Source organism: Bacteroidota bacterium (assembly GCA_016718825.1).
In the GTDB taxonomy this organism is placed as follows: domain Bacteria; phylum Bacteroidota; class Bacteroidia; order J057; family JADKCL01; genus JADKCL01.
Map to the genome: position 1 here is coordinate 16,426 of JADKCL010000031.1, position 24,324 is coordinate 40,749.

General features: G+C 54.1%; 5 protein-coding genes. All 5 read right to left on the reverse strand.

All coding sequences use genetic code 11. From position 1 onward, the window contains the following. Positions 1 to 381 precede the first annotated feature (381 nt). The 5 genes from IPN95_23915 to IPN95_23935 all read right to left on the reverse strand — a co-directional run bounded on the left by IPN95_23915 (position 382) and on the right by IPN95_23935 (position 24,266). Positions 382 to 6,927, reverse strand: coding sequence for an HYR domain-containing protein (locus IPN95_23915; GenBank protein MBK9452413.1), 6,546 nt, complete (start codon positions 6,925 to 6,927; stop codon positions 382 to 384). Positions 6,928 to 7,236: 309 nt separating this feature from the next. After that, on the reverse strand, positions 7,237 to 10,743 hold the full coding sequence (locus IPN95_23920; protein MBK9452414.1) for a T9SS type A sorting domain-containing protein: 3,507 nt from the start codon (positions 10,741 to 10,743) through the stop codon (positions 7,237 to 7,239). Between the two features lie 325 nt (positions 10,744 to 11,068). Beyond that, a complete protein-coding gene (locus IPN95_23925; GenBank protein ID MBK9452415.1) occupies positions 11,069 to 12,001 on the reverse strand; it encodes a T9SS type A sorting domain-containing protein in 933 nt (310 codons plus the stop codon). 2,238 nt (positions 12,002 to 14,239) lie between these two features. Continuing rightward, on the reverse strand, positions 14,240 to 23,392 hold the full coding sequence (locus IPN95_23930; GenBank protein MBK9452416.1) for an HYR domain-containing protein: 9,153 nt from the start codon (positions 23,390 to 23,392) through the stop codon (positions 14,240 to 14,242). Then, complete coding sequence (locus IPN95_23935) at positions 23,358 to 24,266, reverse strand: choice-of-anchor D domain-containing protein (GenBank protein MBK9452417.1); 909 nt, start codon at positions 24,264 to 24,266, stop codon at positions 23,358 to 23,360. Before IPN95_23935 ends, IPN95_23930 begins: the two co-directional genes overlap by 35 nt. Positions 24,267 to 24,324 lie beyond the last annotated feature (58 nt).

Sequence of the window (24,324 nt, forward strand, 5' to 3'; positions counted from 1 at the left end):
ATGAGGCACATGACATGCATGAGGAAGAGAATTTGCCCCCCTAAATACTACCCCATTCACCAACAAGAACAACAAGTACAGTTCTTCGATTGATCTAACCATCCTACAAAAAAACGTTGTCCTATTCCCCTAAAAACTGGCTGCTATGCCCATCCAACTAAAAACAAGATCAAGGAATAGGAATGCACCGATAATAAAGTCTACTAAATCTATGAAAAAAAGAATTGCCATCAAAAACACGTCTGTATTCTAATGTCATTCTAATATTTCTGGACGGAAATTAATTTGCATTCATTGAGGTAGCTCGAAGGTCTATGACACAACGTGGAACGGGGTAACAACTTCCGCTGCTACCCCGTTCCAAATTATATATTTCTTGAATTATTCCACGACAAACCGCATCACAGTTTGCTGTGTGGTGTTTCTGCGGAAGCTGGTGATTTTCATCAAATATGTACCGGCGGCAATATTGGAAAGGTCAAACGAAGCCACATCCATCAGGTGAGCCATTTCAAAAGCATTCACTTTCTTGCCAAACATGTCCCAGATTTCGACCGTCATCGGCCAATCAATGGGGCTCATCGTACGCAAATTCACCGTTCCCATGCTCGGATTTGGGTACAATTGCAATCCGTTCAATTCGTTGAAAGCTTCCCCAACGGCAACAGGGTCGACAAACTCCGTATTGCTCGTGCCAGTACAGCCATTGCTGTCTGTAACCGTAACACTATAGGTTCCAGCCAATGCAGGTGTATAGGTAGCATTGATGGCTCCGGGAATCTGGTTTCCATTCAGCAACCATTGATAGGTGCTGTAAGTCTGCGTTGTAGACAACGTACCGCTGTTGAGAACCAAAACTGGCGTCGGATTGGGCGCTACCGTTACTGCCACCGCAGCACTGACCTTGGAACATCCTGCAGCATTCGTCACGGTAACTTGATAGTTTCCGGCGGTTGTGACAGAAATCGTTGCCGTGGTGGCTCCCGTGCTCCAAAGATAGCTCTGGTATGTGCCTGCACTCAGGACTTCGCTGCCACCTGCACAAATCACCACCGTGGGTCCTGGCGTAATTACAGGAAGTGGATCGGTCCAAGGCTGATAATTCACGACAATGGTGTCGACCACGACACATCCATTCAAGTCGGTCGTGCTCAAGGTGATGGAGCCGCCCGTGCCGCTTACCAAAATCGACGTTGTCGTTGCACCTGTACTCCACAGGTAATTGGTCAATCCTGGATCGCCCACGAGTTCCACGGTGTCGCCATCGCAGAGCGATAGGGAGCCATTTGCAGTGATCGTGTTGTTGTCTACGACAAATGCATTCAGCGTAATCGTATCAGATGCAGCACAACCATCAACGGAAGTTACAGTGAGGCTGTAGTCTCCTGGCGTCGTCACCGAGATCGAATTCGTGGTATCACCATTGCTCCAGAGATAACTGTTGAAGGTGTTTGGTGCCGACAATGTTGCAGATACCCCCGGGCAGCTTGAGACGTTTGGCCCCAGATTCAGGGTCGCAACAGCGCCGGCCTGAATCACTTGCGTGGCAATTGTAGTACAACCTGCGGCATCTGTGACGGTGACGGAATAAGTTCCAGCACTCAGATTGACAAGCGTATTGGTGGTGTCACCGGTACTCCAAAGGTAGTCGTATGCCTGACAAGTCTGACCACCGCTAACGGTGGCTACAAGGCTTCCCGTGTTGATTCCAGCGCACAAAACGCTGTCGCCCGTGATGACGGCAACAATCGGAGTAGGTGCTGTGACAGTATAGGTGGCGGTCGAAGTGGCGCCCGCTCCATCGGTCACCGTCACAGTCACAGTTCCAGCGCCCAAATTCCCTTCGCTTGCACCAGTACCACCGGTACTCCAGAGATAGGTATATGGGGTGCAACCACCTGTGACGGTGCTTGTTACTACAGCATTGGTGTCACTGGCACAAGCCAAATCAAATCCACAGCCAAGCAATGGGCTTGTAGCACCGACCACGAGCGGCGCGGCGGTAACAGTGATCGTGAAGCTACAAGTCGACGAATTGTTACTGGCATCAGTAGTGGTATAGGTGACTGTCGTCACACCCGCAGGAAATGTTGTCCCGGATGTATCACTTCCGACTGTTGTCGGTACGCCGCAATTGTCGGTTCCTGAAGGGGCCAACCAAGTCGCCACTTCAGAACAGCCAGGGCCAGCCACCAAACTTTGATTGCCAGGACAGCCGATTACGGGGAAGATGGAATCAATCACCGAAATGGTTGCCGTACAAGTGCTGGAATTGCCGCTACCATCCGTTGCTGTCAAAACAGCCGAGTTGGCGCCGATATTGCTGCAAGTGAAGGCATTTGGCGTCAAAACCAGACTGCTCACACCACATGGGTCGGTGGAACCGCTGCCAACGGCCGCGGCCGTAACCGAGGCGTTGCCTCCGGCATCGACCCATACGCTGACGTTCTGACAAACTGCCGAAGGTGCCAAGTTGTCTACCACGGTAATCGTGGCCGTGCATGTGCTCGAATTTCCGCTTGCATCCGTGGCAGTAAGCACTTCGGTATTGGCGCCGACTTCCGAGCAGACGAAGGCCGATTGGCTCAGCACAAAGCTTGCAATCGCGCAGTTATCCGACGAACCGTTATTCACAGCTGCGGCCGTGGTCGAACCGTTGCCACTGTTGTCCAACTGTACCGTTAGGTTTTGGCAAACCGCCACTGGCGAGATATTGTCCTGAACCGTGATGGTGGGAGTGCAGGTGCTGCTGTTGCCGTTCACATCTGTCACTGTCAAGATAACTGTGGTGCCGCCGAGGTTTCCGCAGTTGAATGTTGCATTGTTGAGGGCCAAGGATTGTACGCCGCAAGCATCGGTCGAACCGTTGTTGACTTGCGCAGCCGTGATGCTCGCATTGCCCGTGCCGTCCAATTGTACCGTGAGGTTTTGGCAGATCGCTGCCGGTGCCACGTTGTCTTCCACCGTGATGGTCGTGCTGCATGTCGTCGAATTGCCGTTCACATCGGTGACGGTCAAGACTTCGGTATTCGCACCGACTTCCGAGCAGACAAAGGCTGTCTGGCTCAAGGCCAATGACTGGATTCCACAAGCATCCGAAGAGCCGTTGTTGACGGCTGCAGCGGTTGTGGAACCGTTGCCGGTATTGTCCAACTGCACCGTGACGTTCTGACAAACTGCCGAAGGTGCCAAGTTGTCTACCACTGTAATCGTAGCAGTGCATGTGCTTGAATTTCCGCTTGCATCCGTTGCTGTAAGCACTTCAGTATTGGCGCCAAGATCAGCACAGGTGAAACTGGACTGGCTCAAAGCAAACGTTGGCGTACCGCAGGCATCGGTTGATCCCGCGCCAACCGCAGACGGCGTTGCCGTTGCATTACCGCTGACATCCAAGGTGAGCGTCACGTTTGTGCACACTGCGACCGGCGCGATGTTGTCTTGAACGGTCACGGTGGCATTACAAGTGCCTGCATTTCCGTTCACGTCGGTGACTGTGAGCACCTCGGTATTGGCACCAACTTCGCCGCAAACAAAGTTCAGCTGGCTCAGGCTATAGGATGCGATGGCGCAGTTATCGGAGGATCCATTGTTGACCGCGCCGGCTGTGGTAGCCCCGTTTCCGGCATTGTCAAGCAGCACGGTAACGTTCTGGCAAATCGCCGCCGGAGCCTGTACATCCGTGACCGTAACCGAGAATGAACAAGAACTGCTGTTTCCCAATGCGTCGGTAACGGTAAATGTGTTGACCGTTGTTCCAACCGGGAATGAAGACCCACTGGCCAAACCTGCCGATTGTACAGTGACAGCACTTGGGCAGTTGTCCGTGCCAACTGGCGCCGTGTAAGCCACTGTCAAATTGCATTGGCCCGACAAGCTCGGATCCGAGCTGTTGGCTGGGCAAGTAATTGACGGTGCAATGTTGTCGGGCGCAACCTGTACATCGTCAGTAGTAGGTGCACATGGCGGGTTGGTGATGGTCCAACGGAGGATATAAACTTGTCCAGCGACACCTGTAAAAGAGGATGTCGGGCTAGTAGGCGTGGCGATGGATCCGCCCGTACCCGAAATGATGCTCCAAGTTCCAGTCCCTACAATTGGAGCGTTACCGGCCAACGTGGTGCTCAGGCCGCAGAAGACCTCATCGGGACCAGCATTGGCAACCGTACTTGGGTTGGAAATGGTAATCAGCACGTCATCGGAAGAAGCTACGCAAGGTGCATTTGTAATGGTCCAACGCAAGGTGTAGGTTGTACCGCTCACACCCGTGAAGGTCGAAGTAGGACTGGTCGGGGTGGTAACCGTACCGCCCGCGCCTGCGATGATCGACCAGGATCCCGTACCTGTGGTCGGAGCATTGCCCGCCAAGGTGGCAGAAGTTCCACAAACCGTTTCGTCGGGTCCAGCGGCAGCCACGGTTGGCGAACCAACCAAGGTGATCAGGACATCATCTGTAGATGCAACACAAGGCGCGTTGGAAATCGTCCAACGCAGGGTATAGGTCGTTCCAACAATTCCAGTGAAACCTGAAGTCGGACTTGCCGGCGTAGTAACTGTTCCACCAGCACCGGAAACAATGCTCCATGATCCGGTACCTGTCGTCGGGGTATTCGCCGCCAAGGTCGCCGCGGTACCACAAACCGTTTGGTCAGTACCTGCATTGGCAGTTGTTGGCGAAGCGACAAACGTCACGAGAACATCATCCGTCGAAGCAGTACAAGGGGCATTGGCAATCGTCCAGCGCAAGGTGTAGGTCGTGCCGGCAACACCTGTAAAGGAGGATGTTGGATTCGTGGGAGTGCCGACACTACCGCCAGCACCTGAGACGATGCTCCAACTTCCCGTGCCAGAGGTTGGTGTATTGCCTGCCAAGTTTGTGGACGTCCCACAAAGTGACTGGTCCGGGCCAGCATTGGAGGTCGTTGGATTGGCGCGTAGGGTGATGATCACGTCATCCGTGGAGGCCGTGCAGGGAGCATTGGAGATGGTCCAACGCAGGGTATAGATCGTTCCAGCGACACCGGTAAAGGTCGAAGTAGGACTACCAGGTGTGGTAACGGTGCCACCTGCACCGGATACAATGCTCCAAGAACCTATGCCGGCAGTAGGTGAATTGCCAGCCAAAGTGGCTGAGCTGCCACACAATGTCTGATCAGGGCCCGCATTGGCTGTCGTCGGTGTACCGACAAATGTGATCAAAACATCATCGGTCGTGGAAGTGCAAGGCGCATTGGCAATCGTCCAACGCAAGGTATAAGTGGTCCCGGTGGCTCCAAAGACGGTCGAATTGGGGCTCGTTGGCGCCACGATACCGCCACCTGCACCAGCGATGATCGTCCAGGTCCCCGTCCCCACGGTCGGCGTATTGCCCGCCAAGGTACCGGAGTTACCACAGATGCTTTGATCCGGCCCGGCACCTGCTGCCGTTGGATTGGCGCGAAGTGTAATGATCACGTCGTCGGTCGAGGAGGCACACGGCGCTTGCGCAATGGTCCACCGAAGCGTATAGGTCGTGCCTGCCACCCCGGTGAATCCGGATGTGGGACTAGCGGGCGTTGTCACGGTTCCGCCTGCACCCGCAACGATGCTCCAAGCGCCTGTGCCGACGGTTGGCGTATTTGCTGCGAGCGTAACGGCCGTACCACAAACCGTTTGATCAGGCCCGGCATTGGCTGGCGTGACGCCAGTACCGACGTTCACGGTGAAACTGCAGTCATTGAAGTTGCCACCCAAGCGGTCATTGGAGACCAACCATGTATTGGGGACGCTGCATCCATTGGGGCCTTTTACCCTGACGAATGGCACATAAGTCACAGGTGCATTGGTGCCACCATAATCTTGACCGACATCCGTGTATCCAGAATTGGCATAGACAAACTCATATTGACCGGCAGCCTTAGAGCAGTTGCAATTCGGATGGCCGCTACGGTAGTAATAGGAAAACGATCCGCATGCACCGACGACGCAGTTTCCAGTTCCATAAACAGATTCGCAGGCTTTCAATGCAATGGTCTGTGGGGAATCGCCTTCGTTGTAGCTGAAGGTTCCACCGGCGCCGTTGAAAAATGTTCCCGAAGCGCCGTGGTCTCTCGCCCTAAAGGTGACTGTATTGGTTCCGGTGGGGAAGGTCGCACCACTTGCAAGGCCCGCGACCTGTGTCACGCGTGCAAAGGCACAATTGTCTGCTCCCGAAGCCGCACTAAAGGTTACAGTCTGCGCACAAGCAACAGATATGTTGGAGGGGCAAGTGATGGAAGGAATCGTGGCATCGACGGGCGTAAAGGTCGTTGTCTCATTGACCGAGGAAAAGCTCGCCGAATTTCTGCCGCTTGGAACAAAGGCCACAGATCCGCCCAAGTTGTCAATCCCCTGGGTATGAAGTCCGCCATCGGTGGTACAATCGATACAAACGACTTCCACGACATTGCTGCTTTCATGTAACTTAATCTGGAAAGTCACAGGAATGCCGGTTGAATAATGTGGAACGCTGGTATACGAAATCACAAGCCTTCTTGCAGGCGCAGTTCCAAAAACACCATAACCGATTGACCCTCCAACGTTGGGGGCCAAATCCTCCCAAAACCCTGCTACGAGATTGTTGGGTGTAGTATTGTTGGGAAGCACCTGCCCGCTGCAACAACCGGTCCCGGCTGCAAGGTCAAAGCTGATAAACCCATTCGAAGAGATCACAAACTGGCTGTAAGAAACTCCGAAAAAATTGAAGTTAAAGCCGATGGGCAGCGCACCCGTAATCGCATCATCTCCCAAACCAACCGATGTGCCACCGACATCAACGGAGGTTCCAGCAGCAGGACCGGAGATCACATAACTGCAAGCCGTTTGTGCGGAAAGCATCTGCCATCCGGAAAAAAGCAGAATAAACGCCACCAATAGCGATGACGTCCCTGCACGGAGAGAACGATAATTCATTGAAAAACAAGATGAAATGCCAAAAGTACGCATACCTTCAATTGATTGATTCTACAATTACTCTCAAATGCCATGGCGGCAGAAAACCTTATCGGGGCGAAGCTGGACTTCGCTTCCCAAGGCACAACGCTGAACGTAAATGTAAGAAAATCTCGTCAAGATTCTTAAACCGAACCCCAGATGTCAGATCGGCCCCGAATTTCGGTGGAATTATTGCCCTTGCGAGCAACGATTCGAGCCAAAAAGAAAGCCGCTGGATGAACCCAAAAGATCCATCCAGCGGCATATCAGGAATCAAAAATCAGTAACTCATTGCACCACCAACCTGAACACCTTGCGTTGTCCGAGTTCGGAGGTCACTTCCACCACATAAGTTCCAGCAGCAAATGACCTGATGTCAAAGGATGCCTCGTGGCTCAACTCCGACAATGCATTCGAAGCCAAAAGCTTACCAAACATGTCGTGGATATTCACGGTCATGCCGTAAGTAATCGGGCTTTCGGTTTTCAGCCTGAACTCAGCCATTGCAGGGTTAGGATACAGGCTCAGTCCCATCCAATCGCCCATTGCATTGTCGATGCCCACAATTGTCACGTTGACCGGAGCACTCGTGCCGACACAGCCGTTGGGGCCTGTCACTTGCAGCGAATAAACACCGGGCACTGTAGCCGTATGGCTGATCGAAGTTGCACCCGGGATCGGGCTGCCCCCGATCAACCATTGGTAGGTCGTCCAGGACTGGGTTGACGTCAGCACATTGCCCGACTGGGTAAACAATGGATTGGGTGCAGGGAGATTCGCCACCGTTTCAGATGCTACAAATGTGCACCCCGCAGCATCGGTAATGGTCACAGTGTAAGTTCCAGGTGCCAAGCCCGTAATGCTAGCTCCCGTACCACCATTGCTCCATGTATAGGTATATCCTTGACAATCATTGCCCCCTGTTGCCGTCACGTCAATCGTACCGGTTGTAGCACCATCACAGCTTGGTGTATTGGTAAACGTTGCAGCGATGGGTGCAGGCTCGGTCAACACGATGGTTTCAGTGTGGATCGCGCCGGATGATGAAGTGATCAGGACGTTGTAGGTGCCCGCAACGAGACCTGTGATGGTCTGTGTCGTCGCATTGTTGCTCCACAAATAGGTATAACCGGGGCAAGAACCTACGCCTGAGGCGGTTGCCGTTCCCGTGCTACCGCCCGCGCAAGCGACGTTATAGCCACAGGTATTGGAAGGAGAAGAAATAGTGCCTTGCAAAGGAGCAGGAATCACAATCACGTTGGACACACAGGTGTCGCTGTTGTTATTTCCGTCGTTCACAGTCAAAATCACCGCATTGGGGCCGACATTGGAGCAGTTGAAAGTGGATGTATTGATGCTCATCGCACCTACGGTACAGTTGTCGGTGCTGCCGCCATCGAGCGCAGCGGCTGCCACGCTGCCGTTTCCAAACGCATCCAATGTCACCGTAACCGTTTGGCAGTTAGCTACCGGCGGAACATTGTCCACGGTCACGACAATCGAGGCGCAGGTGGTGCTGTTGCAGGAGCCTTCGGCACGCACATAATAGGTCGTAGTTGAGGTCGGATTGACGGTAATCGAATTGCCGGTACCGACCAAGGCACCGCCACAGCTACCGGTGTACCAGTTGATGACGCCAGCTGTTCCCAGCACCGCGCCGACCTGCGTCAGGGTGGTGCTACCACCTGGGCAAACTGTAGGAGTTCCCGACACACTCGTAGGTGCAGTCGAAGCTTGATCGACCGTCACCGTGACGGGCAGACGGGAGGTGGATGAACATCCGCCGCTGCCGCCGACCCAGCTGATCGTCACCGAGCCATTTCCTGTTTGGAAGCCTTGGGTATGGGTACCGCCTGAGAGGAAGCTGCTTCCGCCGCCGCCGCCGCCCCAAACACCGCCGCCGCCGCCATAATAGCCGCCGCCGCCGCCGCCACCGGAATTGGTGCAAGTTCCGCCTGCACCGCCAATACCCGTTGCACCATTGGTGGCAGTACAATAGCTGGGATAAGTACCACCGATACCGCCTGCGGCTTGCGAGCCACCTGTGCCAGCTCCTTGACCGCCAAGGGTATTTCCGCCATAACCTGCTTCGCCAGTCAAGCCACCGCCCATACCTCCGCGGTCATAGCCTGCGGTGGCATAGTTGTAGGCGCCGCCGCCGCCGCCACCGGCCACAACCAGACGATTGGCAAGGCCATAAGGGCTCACCCGGATATCGGATGCGCCACCGCCGCCGCCGCCGCTGTAGGATGTCGTATAAACGGCGCCTTGACCGCCACCATTGTAGCCGCCGGCTCCTCCAGAACCAGAAACCGCATTGGCACCGGCTCCGCCGACGTAAATGTTAATGACTTGTCCGCCGGTAACTGCAATTGTACCCGTCACACGGCCACCGTTGCCGCCAGGTCCCACAAGTGCAGGAAATCCGCTTCCACCTTGGGCACCCTTGATGTCCACCGTCAAGGAGGCAACACCATTGGGAACCGTAAATGTCTGCACTCCACCGGTGTAGCTGAACGTTTGTGTTCCAGACCCGCTTGTGCTGATTGCTTCTGCATAATAGGTTGTCGTCGCGAGCGGATTGACAGTATAATTGCCGCCGCTGACGCTGCTACCAACTGGCACACCGCCGCTAGGAACCAAATACCAGTCGATGTTGTTGCCTGCCGACACAGCACTCAAATTGGATGCGCCACCCGTACAGATAATGGGAGGAGTAGCAGTCGCATTGGATACTACGGGATTGCCAATAGTTACTGTCACAGGCACACGTGAGGAGGCCGAACAAGGAACACCACCCGTCCAAGTGAGGACGACCAAACCATTTCCAGTTCTGAAACCTGTGGTATGCACCACACTTGTGGCACCCACCGTGGTGCAATAGGAGCTTCCGCCGCCGCCGCCTTCCCAAGCCGATCCGCCGCCACCGTAGTAGCCGCCGCCACCGCCGCCACCGGTTTGTCCTGTGCCGCCGTTACCGCCAATTCCAAGGACACCGTTGGGTGTACCTCCAGCCGATTGGGTTGCCCCGCCGCCAAGATAAGTACCGGTCAGACCAGCGACCCCGGTCAAGCCACCACCATTTCCACCAGCATCACCCGTTGAGTGATTAACGCCGGTTCCACCACCACCTGCAGCCACAATGATGCGGTTGGAGAGCGCAGTACCGCCTCTCCGGATATCCGTCGCGCCGCCGCCGCCGCCGCCGCTGCGACCGCCAGACCATCCGCCGCCAATGCCGCCGCCATTCCAGCCAGCCGTACCACCTACGGTTGTGCCGCCAGCGCCACCTTGACCGCCGACATTGATTTGCAAAACCTCACCGGGCGTAGTTGTGATGGTTCCTTGCACACGTCCGCCCAAACCAGGCGTAACAAGCGGCAAATTGTATCCAATTCCACCTTGAGCACCTTGCAAGTCAAAGTTGATCGATGTCACCCCGGGAGGAACGGTAAATGTCTGTGCAGCACCTGTATAACTAAATGTTTGTGTTCCCGAACTGCCGCCAGTGTTGATCGCTTCAGCATAATAGGTGGTATTGACACTTGGCGTTACCGCAAAATTGGCACCACTTGCACTCGATCCGATTGCTACCCCGCCGATTGCCTGTGTATACCAATCAATTGTATTTCCTGTAGAAATAGCATTCAGTTGAGACGTACCGCTTGGACAGATTGTCGATGGCGAAGCCGTCACGTTGGATGGTGTTGCACATGGCTGTGCAAACAGGCTGCCATTCATCAGCAACCCCAGCAAGAGCATGGACAATGTCCCGATTTTGTTCTTGTTTCTCATTTTTGTTTTCTAATTGTCAATCCAAAACCCCAGCAAGCAGCGAAAAAATGCCCAGAACCAAGCTTTGACCAATGCTGAAGGAAATATTCCCAAACCATTCTCCAAAACCGAGACCTTGGGCAAACCCGATAATTTCAGGTAAATAGGCGATTTTTTTGCAGAATCCCAAATTTGGCAAGGGTAAAATGTAACCGAATCCCATTCCAAATCCTGACTCAACACGATCTCCGGAAAATGAATGGCCTCTTCCTTCGAATTCCCACAAAAAAAACCGCTGGACAAATCCGAAGATCCATCCAGCGGTATTCAAATCTCTGTCCCAGGCTTATTGCACCACCAATTTGAACAACTTGCGCTGTCCCAAATCAGAGGAAACCTCAACCATATAGGTTCCGGCAGCAAGGTTGGAGATGTCAAAATCGACCTCCTGACCCAACTGTGGCAAACCCTTTGCAAATACACTGCGGCCAAACATGTCATGGATGTTGACCGTGATCGCATACCCGATCGGACTTGCAGTACGCAATTTGAATGCGTCCTGAGCTGGATTCGGGAAGATGGACAATTCAGCCCAGTCACCCAATTGCGCATTGATGCCTTCCAAAACAACGTGCACCGTGTCGCTGACACCGCTACATCCGTTGGAATCGGTCACCATCAAGGAATAGACGCCATTCTGCGTTGCGGTATAGGTATTGGCATTGGCACCGCTAATGTTGCCGCCGTTGAACAACCACTGATAGCTGCTCCAAGTTTGCACCGAAGTCAGCACATTTCCAGTCGCCGTAATCGCAGGGCTAGGTGCAGCAAATGTACCGACAGTGAATGACTGCGTTCCCGTGCAACCGCTTGCGTCCGTTACCGTTACCGAATAGGTACCTGCGGTCAATCCTGTCAGGTCTTCGGATGTGGCACCGTTGCTCCAGAGGAATGTGTAGCCTGCACAATCATTGCCGCCTGCTGCGGTGACATCAATGTCTCCAGTTGAGTCGCCAGAACAGGTGGATGTCGTCACGCCGTTGGCAATCACGACAGCAGGTGAAGTCAAGACGACGGTTTGCACCGAAGTTGCACCTCCACCATCGGTGATGGTTACCGTGTAGGTACCCACTGCAAGACCGGTAACGGTACTTGTCGTTCCGCCATTGCTCCATTGGTAGGAGTAGGATGGGCATCCACCGGTTGCAGAGACGGTCGCTACACCATCCGCAGCACCGTCACAGGAGACATTGTAGCCACAGGTAGTGGTGTCTGCCATCACCGTGCCTGCCAAGGCAGCAGAGTAAACTGTCACAACCACCGAATCACGCGTGGAGGCCGTGCAACTAGTGCCCCCGCTCCAAGCAATGATGACTTGCCCATTGCCGGTCTGGGAGCCTGCGGTATTGACTTGCGAAGTGCCGATGCTGTAAGAACCGCCACCACCACCGTGGGTAGGATCGGTACCGCCGCCGCCGCCGGAATAGCCGCCGCCGCCGCCGCCACCACCGTAGTGGTTACCGCCGCCACCGCCGCCGCCAAATCCACCGACACCACCGCAGCCACCGCCGCCGCCGCCACAGAAGCCTGGACCGCCGGTCCAAGTATTGTAGCCAAGGCCGCCGTAAGGGCCACCGCCATTGGAATTCCAACCGGTACCGCCACCTGCGCAAGGCACAGCTGACCATAAGCCTGCCGGCCCGCCAGCACCACCGGTTCCACCCGGATTGCCGTCAGAAGAGGCACCGCCTCCTGCCGTAATCTGCCCAGCAGCACCGCCATGCAATGGACCAGAGCTCGTGTAGTTACACTTACCACCGCCACCACCAGCTGCTACCAACAAGGTTGGACCGGCGCCAAAAACAAATGATCCACCGCCGCCACCAGAGCTGTTTTGGGCATTTCCACCCACCTGAAGCAGACCTTGTTCGCCGACGACAACTGACAGCACCTGACCAGGTGTCACGGTAAAGTTGCCTGTCATACGGGCACCAAGGCCACCTGCGCCACCAAAGCTTCCACCGCCTTGCGCGCCGCGCGCGTCGATGCTGATCGAGGTCACACCAACAGGCACCGTAAATGTTTGAACTGAACCCGTATAGTTAAATGTCTGTGTTCCTGAGCTTCCACCTGTACCCACGGCTTCAGCGTAGTAAGTAGTTGTGACCGTTGGAGAGACCGTAAAATTGGCCCCGCTTGCGCTTGTTCCCAATGAAACACCGCCAACAGGCTGGGTAAACCAGTCGATATTGTTTCCGGTCGATATCGCATTAAGGTCAGCCGAACTGCCTAAGCATATTGCCGAAGGTGTCGCGGTGACGTTGGTAGGTGTTGCACAAGGCGAAACAAGCGGAACAATAACCACTTCACCGTTTCCTGTCTTGAAGCCCGGGGTGTTTGACTGTGAGGTTCCAATGCTGAAGGAACCGCCGCCGCCGCCATGGGTAGGATCGGTACCGCCGCCACCGCCGGAGTAGCCGCCGCCACCGCCGCCGCCACCGTAGTGGTTGCCGCCGCCGCCGCCGCCGCCATATCCTCCGACACCACCACATCCGCCGCCGCCACCGCCGCAATAGCCAGGACCGCCGGTCCAGGTATTGTAGCCGAGGCCGCCGTAGGGGCCACCGCCGTTGGAATTCCAACCCGTGCCGCCACCCGCACAAGCCACAGCCGACCATAGCCCGGCTGGTCCGCCAGCACCGCCTGTTCCACCAGGATTACCATCGGAACTCGCGCCGCCAGAAGTCGTGATTTGCCCTGCAGCATCACTATGGAGTGGGCCAGAACTGGTATAATTACATTTTCCGCCGCCGCCACCGGCTGCGACCAACAGGGAGGGACCAGTGCGGAAAACAAAGGTTCCACCTCCACCGCCGGAGCTGTTCTGGGCATTTCCACCTACCTGAAGCAGGCCTTGCTGACCCACCACCACCGACAACACCTCACCCGGAGTTACAGCGAAGGTGCCTTGCATACGCGCGCCCAATCCGCCTGCACCACCAAAGCTTCCGCCGCCTTGTGCGCCGCTTGCATCTATGGTGACCGAAGTCACCCCAACAGGTACAGTATAAGACTGAACCGCACCTGTGTAATTAAATGTCGTTTGAGCGCGCAACGCAGTGGATGCAAGCACAAAGGCCATCAATAGGCTGAACAACTTGGCGTTCCGTGTCGATGGTGGGGGAACACCATTACCATTCCGTGTAAATACTCTCATAATTTCTAGAAAAATTGAAATTCGATCAAAAACGAACAATACCTCATCCAACCATTTGCAGAAAATCCCGCATGGACAGATTGAAAGTTCAAGGACGTAAAAAAATCAATCCGAATCGCATTGATATCAGGAATCCTTCAAACTTGATTCAAAATTCAACTTTCGGAGGCCGATGACTTTGACTCCAATCAGCCAATTGATTTCCTGGGCGAAATTGACATTCGAGGGTAAATCGTTTAAAAAAACCTGCGCGAACGGATCCAATGGACACCATTCGCGCAGGCTCAAATTTCCTCACGATTACTGTTTCACAAACCGGAAAACCGTTTGTTCCGTTGTATTCCTGCGGAAAGCGGTGATTTTCATCAAGTAGGGTGCCGAGGCGAGATCACTCAAATCGAAAGAAACCACATCCATCAGATGTGCCATGTCAAACACACGCACCTTCTGTCCAAACATGTCCCAGATTTCAACCTGCAAGGGCCAATCGATTGCATTGATTGTTTTCAGATTGATCACATCGCGGCTCGGATTCGGATAGATTGTCAAACCGACAAGCCCCTGCAATTCTTCCGTAACCCCGACAGGGTTCACAAAAATTTGCGTTGAAAATCCTTCACATCCGTTGCTATCGGTCACTGCCACAGAATACCATCCACTTTGAATGGGTAGGTGTGTAGGCTGCACCGCACCTGGAATCGGAATGCCGCCCATCAGCCACTGATAAGTGACGTAAGGCACAGTAGTGCTCAATGTCCCGGAATTATACGCGACCGTTGGCGTTGGGAGCGGTACTTGATAGACCGTAACCGGATCGCTTACATCCGTGCAGCCAAATCCATTGCTCACGGTGACAATATACACGCCAGGTGCATTCACAACAATCGTTTGGGAAGTGGCACCGGTACTCCAGGCATAGCTGAAGTAACCAGACTGCACATCCAATTGACGTGTCCCACCAATACAAATCGGTGCGGTTGGTCCAGGAGCAATCACGGGTTGAGGATCCGTGAATGGAACATAGTTTACATTCACTGTATCCATGGCAAGACAACCGTTGGTGTCTACTGCCGTCAGGGTAATGGGTCCACCAAATCCGGCCACAGCAATCGTCTGCGTACTGCCGCCAGTACTCCAGTTGTAATTGGAAAGTCCGGCGTCGCCCTGTAACAACAGGGTGTCTCCGTCGCAGAGCAACAAGTTACCCAGTGCCGTGATGATATTCATATCCACCACATGTTCCAGGAGGTTAACCGTATCGGTATCTGTACACCCTTGAAGCGTCCAAATTTGGCAGATGTACATACCCGGAGTTTGCATGGTAATCACCGAATTGCTAGATCCGGTACTCCACTGATAGGCGGCATACAAGGCAGGCGCCTCAAAAACAACCGGAATTCCCGGGCAAGTGAGGGTATCCGGACCCAAATCGAGACTAGGAATGATTCCCAACTGCACGACCCCTGTATCCGTAGCCATGCAGCCCAAGCTATCGGTCACGGTGACAACATAGGTGCCCGCAGGCAACGAGGCAAGATTGCCGGTCGTAGCTCCAGTGCTCCAAAGGAACGAATAAGCTGCACAATCCTGTCCACCTGTTGTGGTGGTCAACAACGAAGCGGTATTCGCAAATTCGCAGGCAACAGTATCGCCAGATATTGCGGTTTGAAGCAGCGCAGGTGCGGTAATCACCAAACTGTCAAGTGCAGTTGTGCCGCGGCTATCGGTAACCGTTACAAAGTAAGTTCCTGATGGGAGACTTCCGAGATTGACTGAGGTATCTCCCGTGCTCCACAAATAGTTGTAAGGCAAACATCCTCCCGAAACATAAGAGACGATATTGGCCGTGCTATCCAATGCACAAGCCAAATGGTAGCCACAACCTTGCAAAGGACTGCTCAGGACAACCTGAAGTGGTACAGGATCCACGGTAATCGTAAATGCACAGATGCTGCTATTGGCATTGACGTCGATTACTGAATAAACTACGGTCGTTGTTCCAATGGGGAATACTGCTCCAGATGGATGGTTGGAAAATACCGTGTCGACCGCGCAATTCTCCAGTGTATTGGGTACGTTCCACTGTGCTATGGCACCGCATAGCGCACTATCTGCAAACAAGACCTGATTCCCGGGACAGGTAATTGCAGGATCGATCGTATCCAAAACGCTTACCGTCGCACTGCATGTCGCAGTATTGGCATTGACATCGGTAACTGTGAGAACCACCGTATTGCCCCCAACGTTGCTGCAATTGAATGCACTGACACTCAGAGACAAATTGCTGATTCCGCAAATGTCTGAGCTACCATTGTTGACCACACCTGTTGTGATGGACGTTGATCCAAGACTGTCCAGATAGACCGTAAGATTCTGACAGAGCGGAGTAGGGTCGATCGAGTCGATCACCGTCACCGTCGATGCGCAAGTTGAGGAGTTTCCATTGACATCCACCACGGTCAAAACAACCGTATTGGCACCAACATTTGCACAAGTAAATGCGCCATTGTTGATCGTCGTGCTGCTGACGCCACAAGCATCATTGCTACCATTGTTGACCATGCTCGGTGTCACCGTGGAGTTACCTGCTCCGTCCAAGAAGGAGTTGATATTCTGGCAAATGGCCACTGGATCAATTGTATCGATCACCGTCACCGTTGCAGAACAGGTTGCAGAATTGCCATTCACGTCGGTCACCGTCAGGACAACCGTATTGGGTCCGACGTTGGCGCAGGTGAATGCACCATTGTTCAAGCTCAAGGTTGCAATGCCGCAAGCATCGCTGCTGCCGTTGTTGACTTGTGCTGCAGTAACCGTCGAGTTGCCGCCGCCGTTCAAGAAAGAAGTCAGATTCTGGCAAACCGGCATCGGGTCCACCGTGTCTTGCACTGTCACGACCGATGTACAAGTAGAAGAATTGCCGTTGACGTCGGTTACCGTCAGCACCACGCTGTTGGATCCGACATTGGCGCAGCTAAATGAACCCGTGCTCACGTTGAGGCTGGCAATACCGCAGGCATCGCTGCTGCCATTGTTCGCCATAGCGCCCGTAAGCGCCACGGTGCCTGTATTGTTCAACATCAATGTCAGGTTCTGGCAAACAGCTACGGGGGCGATTTGATCAGCGACCGTGATGGTAGAAGAACAGGTAGAACTGTTGCCGTTGACATCGGTCACCGTCAGCACGACGCTGTTAGGGCCGACATTGGCACAGGTAAACGAAGTGGTATTGATGCTCAGCGATGCAACGCCGCAAGCATCGGCACTGCCGTTGTTGACCTGCGAAGCCGCAAGCGTTCCATTGCCTCCGGCATTCAACTGAACGGTGACATTCTGGCAAACCGCTACTGGATCAACCGAATCGACCACCGTCACCGTTGCAGAACAGGTAGCAGAATTGCCATTCACGTCGGTCACAGTCAACACGACCGTATTGGGGCCGACGTTGGCGCAGGTGAATGCACCATTGTTCAAGCTCAAGGTTGCAATGCCGCAAGCATCGCTGCTGCCATTGTTGACTTGTGCTGCGGTAACCGTAGAGGTGCCGCCACCATTCAAGAAAGAAGTCAGATTCTGGCAAACAGGCATCGGGTCCACCGTGTCTTGCACTGTCACGACGGATGTACAGGTGGAAGAATTGCCGTTGACGTCGGTTACGGTCAGCACCACGCTGTTGGATCCGACATTGGCGCAGCTAAATGAGCCCGTGCTCACGTTGAGGCTTGCAATACCGCAGGCATCGCTGCTGCCATTGTTCGCCATCGCGCCGGTAAGCGCCACGGTGCCTGTATTGTTCAACATCAATGTCAGGTTCTGGCAAACAGCTACGGGGGCGATTTGATCGGCGACCGTAATTGTAGAAGAACAAGTGGAACTGTTGCCGTTGACATCGGTCACGGTCAGCACGACACTGTTGGGTCCGACATTGGCACAGGTAAACGAAGTGGTATTGATGCTCAAGGATGCAACGCCGCAAGCATCGGCACTGCCGTTGTTGACCTGCGAAGCCGCAAGCGTGCCATTGCCGCCGGCATTCAACTGAACAGTGACATTCTGGCAAACCGCTACCGGATCAACCGAATCGACCACCGTCACCGTTGCAGAACAGGTAGCAGAATTGCCATTCACGTCGGTCACAGTCAACACGACCGTATTGGGGCCGACGTTGGCGCAGGTGAATGCACCATTGTTCAAGCTCAGGGTTGCAATGCCGCAAGCATCGCTGCTGCCGTTGTTGACTTGTGCTGCGGTAACCGTCGAGGTGCCGCCACCATTCAAGAAAGAAGTCAGATTCTGGCAAACCGGCATCGGGTCCACCGTGTCTTGCACTGTCACGACCGATGTACAGGTGGAAGAATTGCCGTTGACATCGGTCACCGTCAATACCACGTTGTTGGATCCGACATTGGCGCAGGTAAATGAACCCGTGCTCACGTTGAGGCTGGCAATACCGCAGGCATCGCTGCTGCCGTTGTTTGCCATCGCGCCCGTAAGCGCCACAGTGCCGGCATTGTTCAACATCAAAGTCAGGTTCTGACAAATAGCTACAGGCGCGATTTGATCGGCGACCGTAATTGTAGAAGAACAAGTAGAACTGTTGCCGTTGACATCGGTCACCGTCAGCACGACGCTGTTGGGTCCGACATTGGCACAGGTAAACGAAGTGGTATTGATGCTCAAAGATGCAATGCCGCAGGCATCGGCACTGCCGTTGTTGACCTGCGCAGCCGCGAGCGTTCCATTGCCGCCGGCATTCAACTGAACGGTGACATTCTGGCAAACCGCTACCGGATCAACCGAATCGACCACCGTCACTGTAGCAGAACACGTCGCAGTATTGCCGTTGACGTCGGTCACGGTCAACACGACTGTATTGGGTCCGACGTTGGCGCAGGTGAATGCACCATTGTTCAAGCTCAGGGTTGCAATGCCGCAAGCATCGCTGCTGCCGTTGTTGACTTGTGCTGCAGTAACCGTCGAGTTGCCGCCGCTGTTCAGGAAAGAAGTCCGATTCTGGCAAACAGGCATCGGGTCCACCGTGTCTTGCACGGTCACGACCGATGTACAAGTGGAAGAGTTGCCGTTGACATCGGTCACCGTCAATACCACGTTGTTGGTTCCGACATTGGCGCAGCTAAATGAACCCGTGCTCACGTTGAGGCTGGCAATACCGCAGGCATCGCTGCTGCCATTGTTGGCCATAGCGCCCGTAAGCGCCACGGTGCCGGCATTGTTCAGCATCAGGGTCAGGTTCTGGCAAATCGCCACGGGGGCGACTTGATCGGCAACCGTGATTGTAGAAGAACAAGTAGAACTGTTGCCGTTGGCGTCGGTCACCGTCAGCACGACGCTGTTGGGTCCGACATTGGCACAGGTAAACGAAGTGGTATTGATGCTCAGCGATGCAATTCCGCAAGCATCGGCACTGCCGTTGTTGACCTGCGAAGCCGCGAGCGTTCCATTGCCGCCGGCATTCAACTGAACGGTGACGTTTCGGCAAACGGCCACTGGATCGATAGAATCGACCACTGTCACCGTTGAGGAACACGTCGAAGTATTTCCATTCACGTCCGTCACCGTCAACACAACCGTGTTGGGACCGACATTGGCGCAGGAAAATGCACCATTGTTCAAGCTCAGCGTTGCAATGCCGCAAGCATCGCTGCTGCCATTGTTGATTTGTGTGGTTGTGACCGTGGAGGAGCCGCCTGCACTCAAGAATGAAGTGATATTTTGGCAAACAGGCATCGGGTCTACCGTGTCTTGCACTGTCACAATGGAGGAACAGGTCGAAGTGTTGCCATTGACATCTGTGACGGTCAAGACAACGTTGTTAGGTCCGACATTCGCGCAGCTGAATGAACCCGTGCTCACGTTGAGGCTGGCAATACCGCAGGCATCGCTGCTGCCGTTGTTGGCCATCGCGCCGGTAAGTGCCACAGTGCCGGCATTGTTCAGCATCAGGGTCAGGTTCTGGCAAATCGCCACGGGGGCGATTTGATCGGCGACCGTTATTGTGGAGGAACAAGTAGAACTGTTGCCGTTGACATCGGTCACGGTCAGCACGACACTGTTGGGTCCGACATTGGCACAGGTAAACGAAGTGGTATTGATGCTCAGCGATGCAATTCCGCAGGCATCGGCACTGCCATTGTTGACCATCGAAGCAGTAAGCGTGGCAGTGCCACCGGCATTTAACTGCAGGGTGACATTTCGGCAAACAGCAACGGGATCCACGGTATCATTGACGGTTACGGTAGCCGAACAGGTTGCGGTATTGCCATTGTTGTCGGTTACCGTCATCACGACCGTGTTGGCGCCGACATTGGCGCAGGTAAATGCGCCATTGTTCAAGCTCAGGCTTGCAATACCGCAAGCATCACTGCTGCCATTGTTGACTTGTGCTGCGATGACTGTTGAAGTGCCTGCACCATTCAAGAAGGAAGTAACGTTCTGACAAACAGGTACCGGACGTATCGTGTCCCTTACCGTGACGATTGAGGTACAGGTGGAGGAGTTGCCGTTGACATCGGTCACGGTCAATACCACATTGTTGGGGCCGACATTGGCACATCCAAACGAGGTAGTATTCACGACCAAACTTGCGATACCACAAGCGTCACTACTGCCATTGTTGGCCATAGTCGCAGTGAGCGAAGCATTGCCTCCCACATTGAGTTGCAATGTAAGGTTCTGGCAAACCGCATTCGGAGCTACTGCATCCACAACCGTGATCGTCGATGCGCATGTCGAAGTGTTTCCATTGATGTCGGTGACGGTAAGCACAGTGGAGTTTGCACCAATATTGCTGCAGTTAAAGAAACTGTTGCTCAAGCTCAGGCTTGCAATGCCACAGGCATCGCTGCTACCGTTGTTGACCGCCGCTGCGGTTGCCGTTCCGTTCCCACTACCATTAAGGAGCACAGTGATGTTGCGACAAGTCGCAACCGGCCTCACCGAATCCAGTACGGAAACAATTCCTGTACAAGTGGCAGTGTTTCCATTCACATCGGTGACGGTAAGCACAGTCGAATTGGATCCGACATTGATACAGGCAAAACTTCCGGTACTCAAGGTCAGGGTTGCAATACCGCAGGCATCAGAGCTGCCATTGTTGATCATCGCGCCTGTGACCGTGGAGGTTCCGCCGCTGTTCAAGTGAGAAACAACGTTTCTACAAATCGCTACGGGGCGAATGGTATCTGCTACCGTCACCACCGAAGTACAGGTTGCGGAATTGCCATTCACATCTGTAACGCGAAGGATCACGTTGTTGGTCCCGACATTCGCGCAGCCAAAGTTGACATTCACGCCGCCATTCACCAGCAATCCACCCACTCCGCAAGCATCCGTGCTGCCATTGTTGACCATCGCACCCGTGACAAGCACGAGGCCGGCACCATTCAATTGTGCAGTGACATTCCGGCAAATCGCTGTCGGACGCACCGTATCGGCTACGGTGACAACCGAAGTGCAGGTTGCTGTATTGCCATTGACGTCTGTGACAAGCAAAGTCACGTTGTTGGCGCCAATGTTTGCACAAGAATAGGCAACGGAGGCCCCACCATTTACGGTCATCGTACTGATGCCACAAGCATCGTTGCTGCCATTGTTCACAGCTGCTGCTACGACCGAACCTGTTCCAGTACCATTCAATTGCAGTGTCAGGTTTTGGCAAATGGCATTCGGAGCCTGAAGGTCGGAAACTGTCACTGTGAAGGAACAAGTTGCCGAATTGCCAGATGCATCCGTCACGCGGAAGGTATTGGTCGTGACACCCAGCGGGAAGCTCCCGCCTGAGGCCAATCCAGTGGTTTGCACCGTTATTGGACCGGAACAATTGTCTGCTCCAACGGGCGCAGTGAAATTCACAACGGCGGTACAAACGCCTACGCCCGTGTTTGCAGTGGCATTTGCCGGGCAAGTGATTGTGGGAAGCTGATTGTCGGTGACCGTGACGGTAAACGAGCAGGTCGCTGTATTCCCCGAACCATCAGTTGCCAAAAACGCGTTGGTGGTAATGCCAACCGGGAAGGTTGCGCCACTTGCAAGTCCGGTGGTGCGTGTTACCGGCAAAGAAGGCGCGCAATTGTCTGCGGCTACGACCGTATTGTAACTCACTGGAGCTCCACAAGTGCCGGTCTGATTGTTGGTCGCCACGTTTCCAGGGCAACCCAAGGCGGCTATACAAGCCACCATGTTATTGACGTAAAGATTGTTGGTGGCTCCAGTTCCTGCATTCGAATTGAACACCATGAACCTTCCAATCACTTGGTTGCCGCCACCAGAGAAAAGCACCATCGGCAGCGTCTGCGTAGCGCCGTTCACCTTGCGGGTAAGCTTGATGCTTGCTTGACCGGGCAACGTAGAGGTCACCTCGATGATGATGCCTTCATCGGTAAAAGAAACCCCCGGGAAAGGTGTAATGCCCATGGCGTCGACGATTTCGTAGCCAGGTTGACCACCGCGATGCCGGACTTCGCCCAAACTACTCCCTGAGGAATTCTGGATTTGGAAGCCAACGATTTGACCAGGATCAATAAACCCGTTGTCCAATTCAAGGGTAAGCTTGCTGCCATTGCCAAAGACTCCAAGGATAGGACGGGTGGCCTGCGTTGCTTGCGCTGAATTGGCATACATTCCAAGCGCTCTACCGGTCGAATTGATATCGTTATCCCCATTCGAATCGACACCAGCTCCATTCACCGTCGAAGATCCGGCGAAGAAGCCGGCCTGAGATGTATTCCCAGTGGAAGCATTCAGGGTCCATGCCCCGAATCCCGTGCCATCATTGTCGCCGGTTTGCCATCCGTCATTGTAGGCGGTACCCGATGCCATACTGGCATTGCAAGCAAGATTGCCGATCACGGGTGCTTGGTTATCGGTGACCGTCACGGTAAACGAACAAGTCGCAGTATTGCCGGAACCGTCCGTCGCACGGAATGTATTGGTTGTAACACCACCCGGATAAGTCGCGCCAGAAGCGAGGCCCGCAATTTGTGTGGTAACCGGGACACCGCAATTGTCAGCTCCCACCGGTGCGGTATAAGTAGCGGTTGCGGTACAGAACCCAAGGGTAGCCGGTACACTGATATTTGCCGGGCAAGTAATCGTCGGATCCACAATGTCTGAATTCCCCGTGCCTTGAATAGCAAAATTGTAGGGGTTTTCATCGGGGTCGTTGTTGGCTATTTCAATCGTAGCCGAGCGCAAACCCGTGCCGGAGGGGTTGAAAGTGACTTGAAAAGTTGTGCTATTGCCTGCGACCACGGGACTACCCGGCAACACGTTCACAAGGAAATCACTTGCATGTGTGCCTGTCAAGGAAACCGTGCCAATCGTCAGGTTGGCGCCAGTGATATTTTCAATTGTGAAAGTTCGCACGATCGTGCCCGAACAAACCAAAACAGAGCCGAAATCAGAATGGTCTGCCGTCGTGGGGAACAAGGTCATTGTCAGCAATTGGGACACTGTTGCCTTTGACGTTCATATCTGGATCTGAGACAATGCCTGTCCCTTGCACTGCAAAATTGTAAGGGTTTTCATCGCAGTCGTTGTTGGCGATGTTGACCGTTGCAGTCTTCGCACCACTTGAAGTTGGCGTAAAGGTCACAGTAAAAGAAGTCGACCCTGTGGGGACGATGGAAGCCGGAAGCGTGATACCGCCCACGACAAACATGCTCGCATCCGTTCCGGACATCGTGATGGCCCCTGCGCCAATGGTCAAGTTGGAGGTGCCAGAATTGGTAATCGTGTACGTTCGTATCACAGGCACACCCACCCCAGTCGAGCCAAAATCAGTATGGTTGGTGAGGGAGGGCGTCACGCTGTTGTCGGCAATGGGATTGCTATTGCCGCTCACGTCCATCTCGGGGGCCGTCACGGTCACCGCAAAGGAACAGGTTGCCGAATTGCCTGAGCCGTCTGTGACACGGTGTGTCACCGTTGTAGTACCAACCGGGAATGCGGCGCCACTCGCAAGACCTGCTATGCGTGTGGTTGTTGCACCTGTACAATTGTCAGTACCGGACGGAGTGGTGTACGTCACTGTTGCGGTGCAAGGCGCTGCGTTTTGTGAAATGTTGCTCGGACAAGTAATCGACGGTAAGGTATTGTCGACCTTGTTCACCGTGAAGTTGCAAGTATTTGTGCTGCCTTGCAGGGCAGTATTTTGTGCGAAAAGCGTCACAGAAAATGATCCAGTTCCAGAAACAGTGGATCCGATCGTTGGTGAGGATTGCACGACCGTCATCGGGCCACATGTTCCTCCAACGGGTGTGCCCAGGCCCCGATAATCAGGGACCGTTGCTTGGCAACTGGCATTCAAATTCAGGGTCTGGGTTGATGGGCAGGTGATGCTTGGGGAGACAAACAGGGGGGCAAAA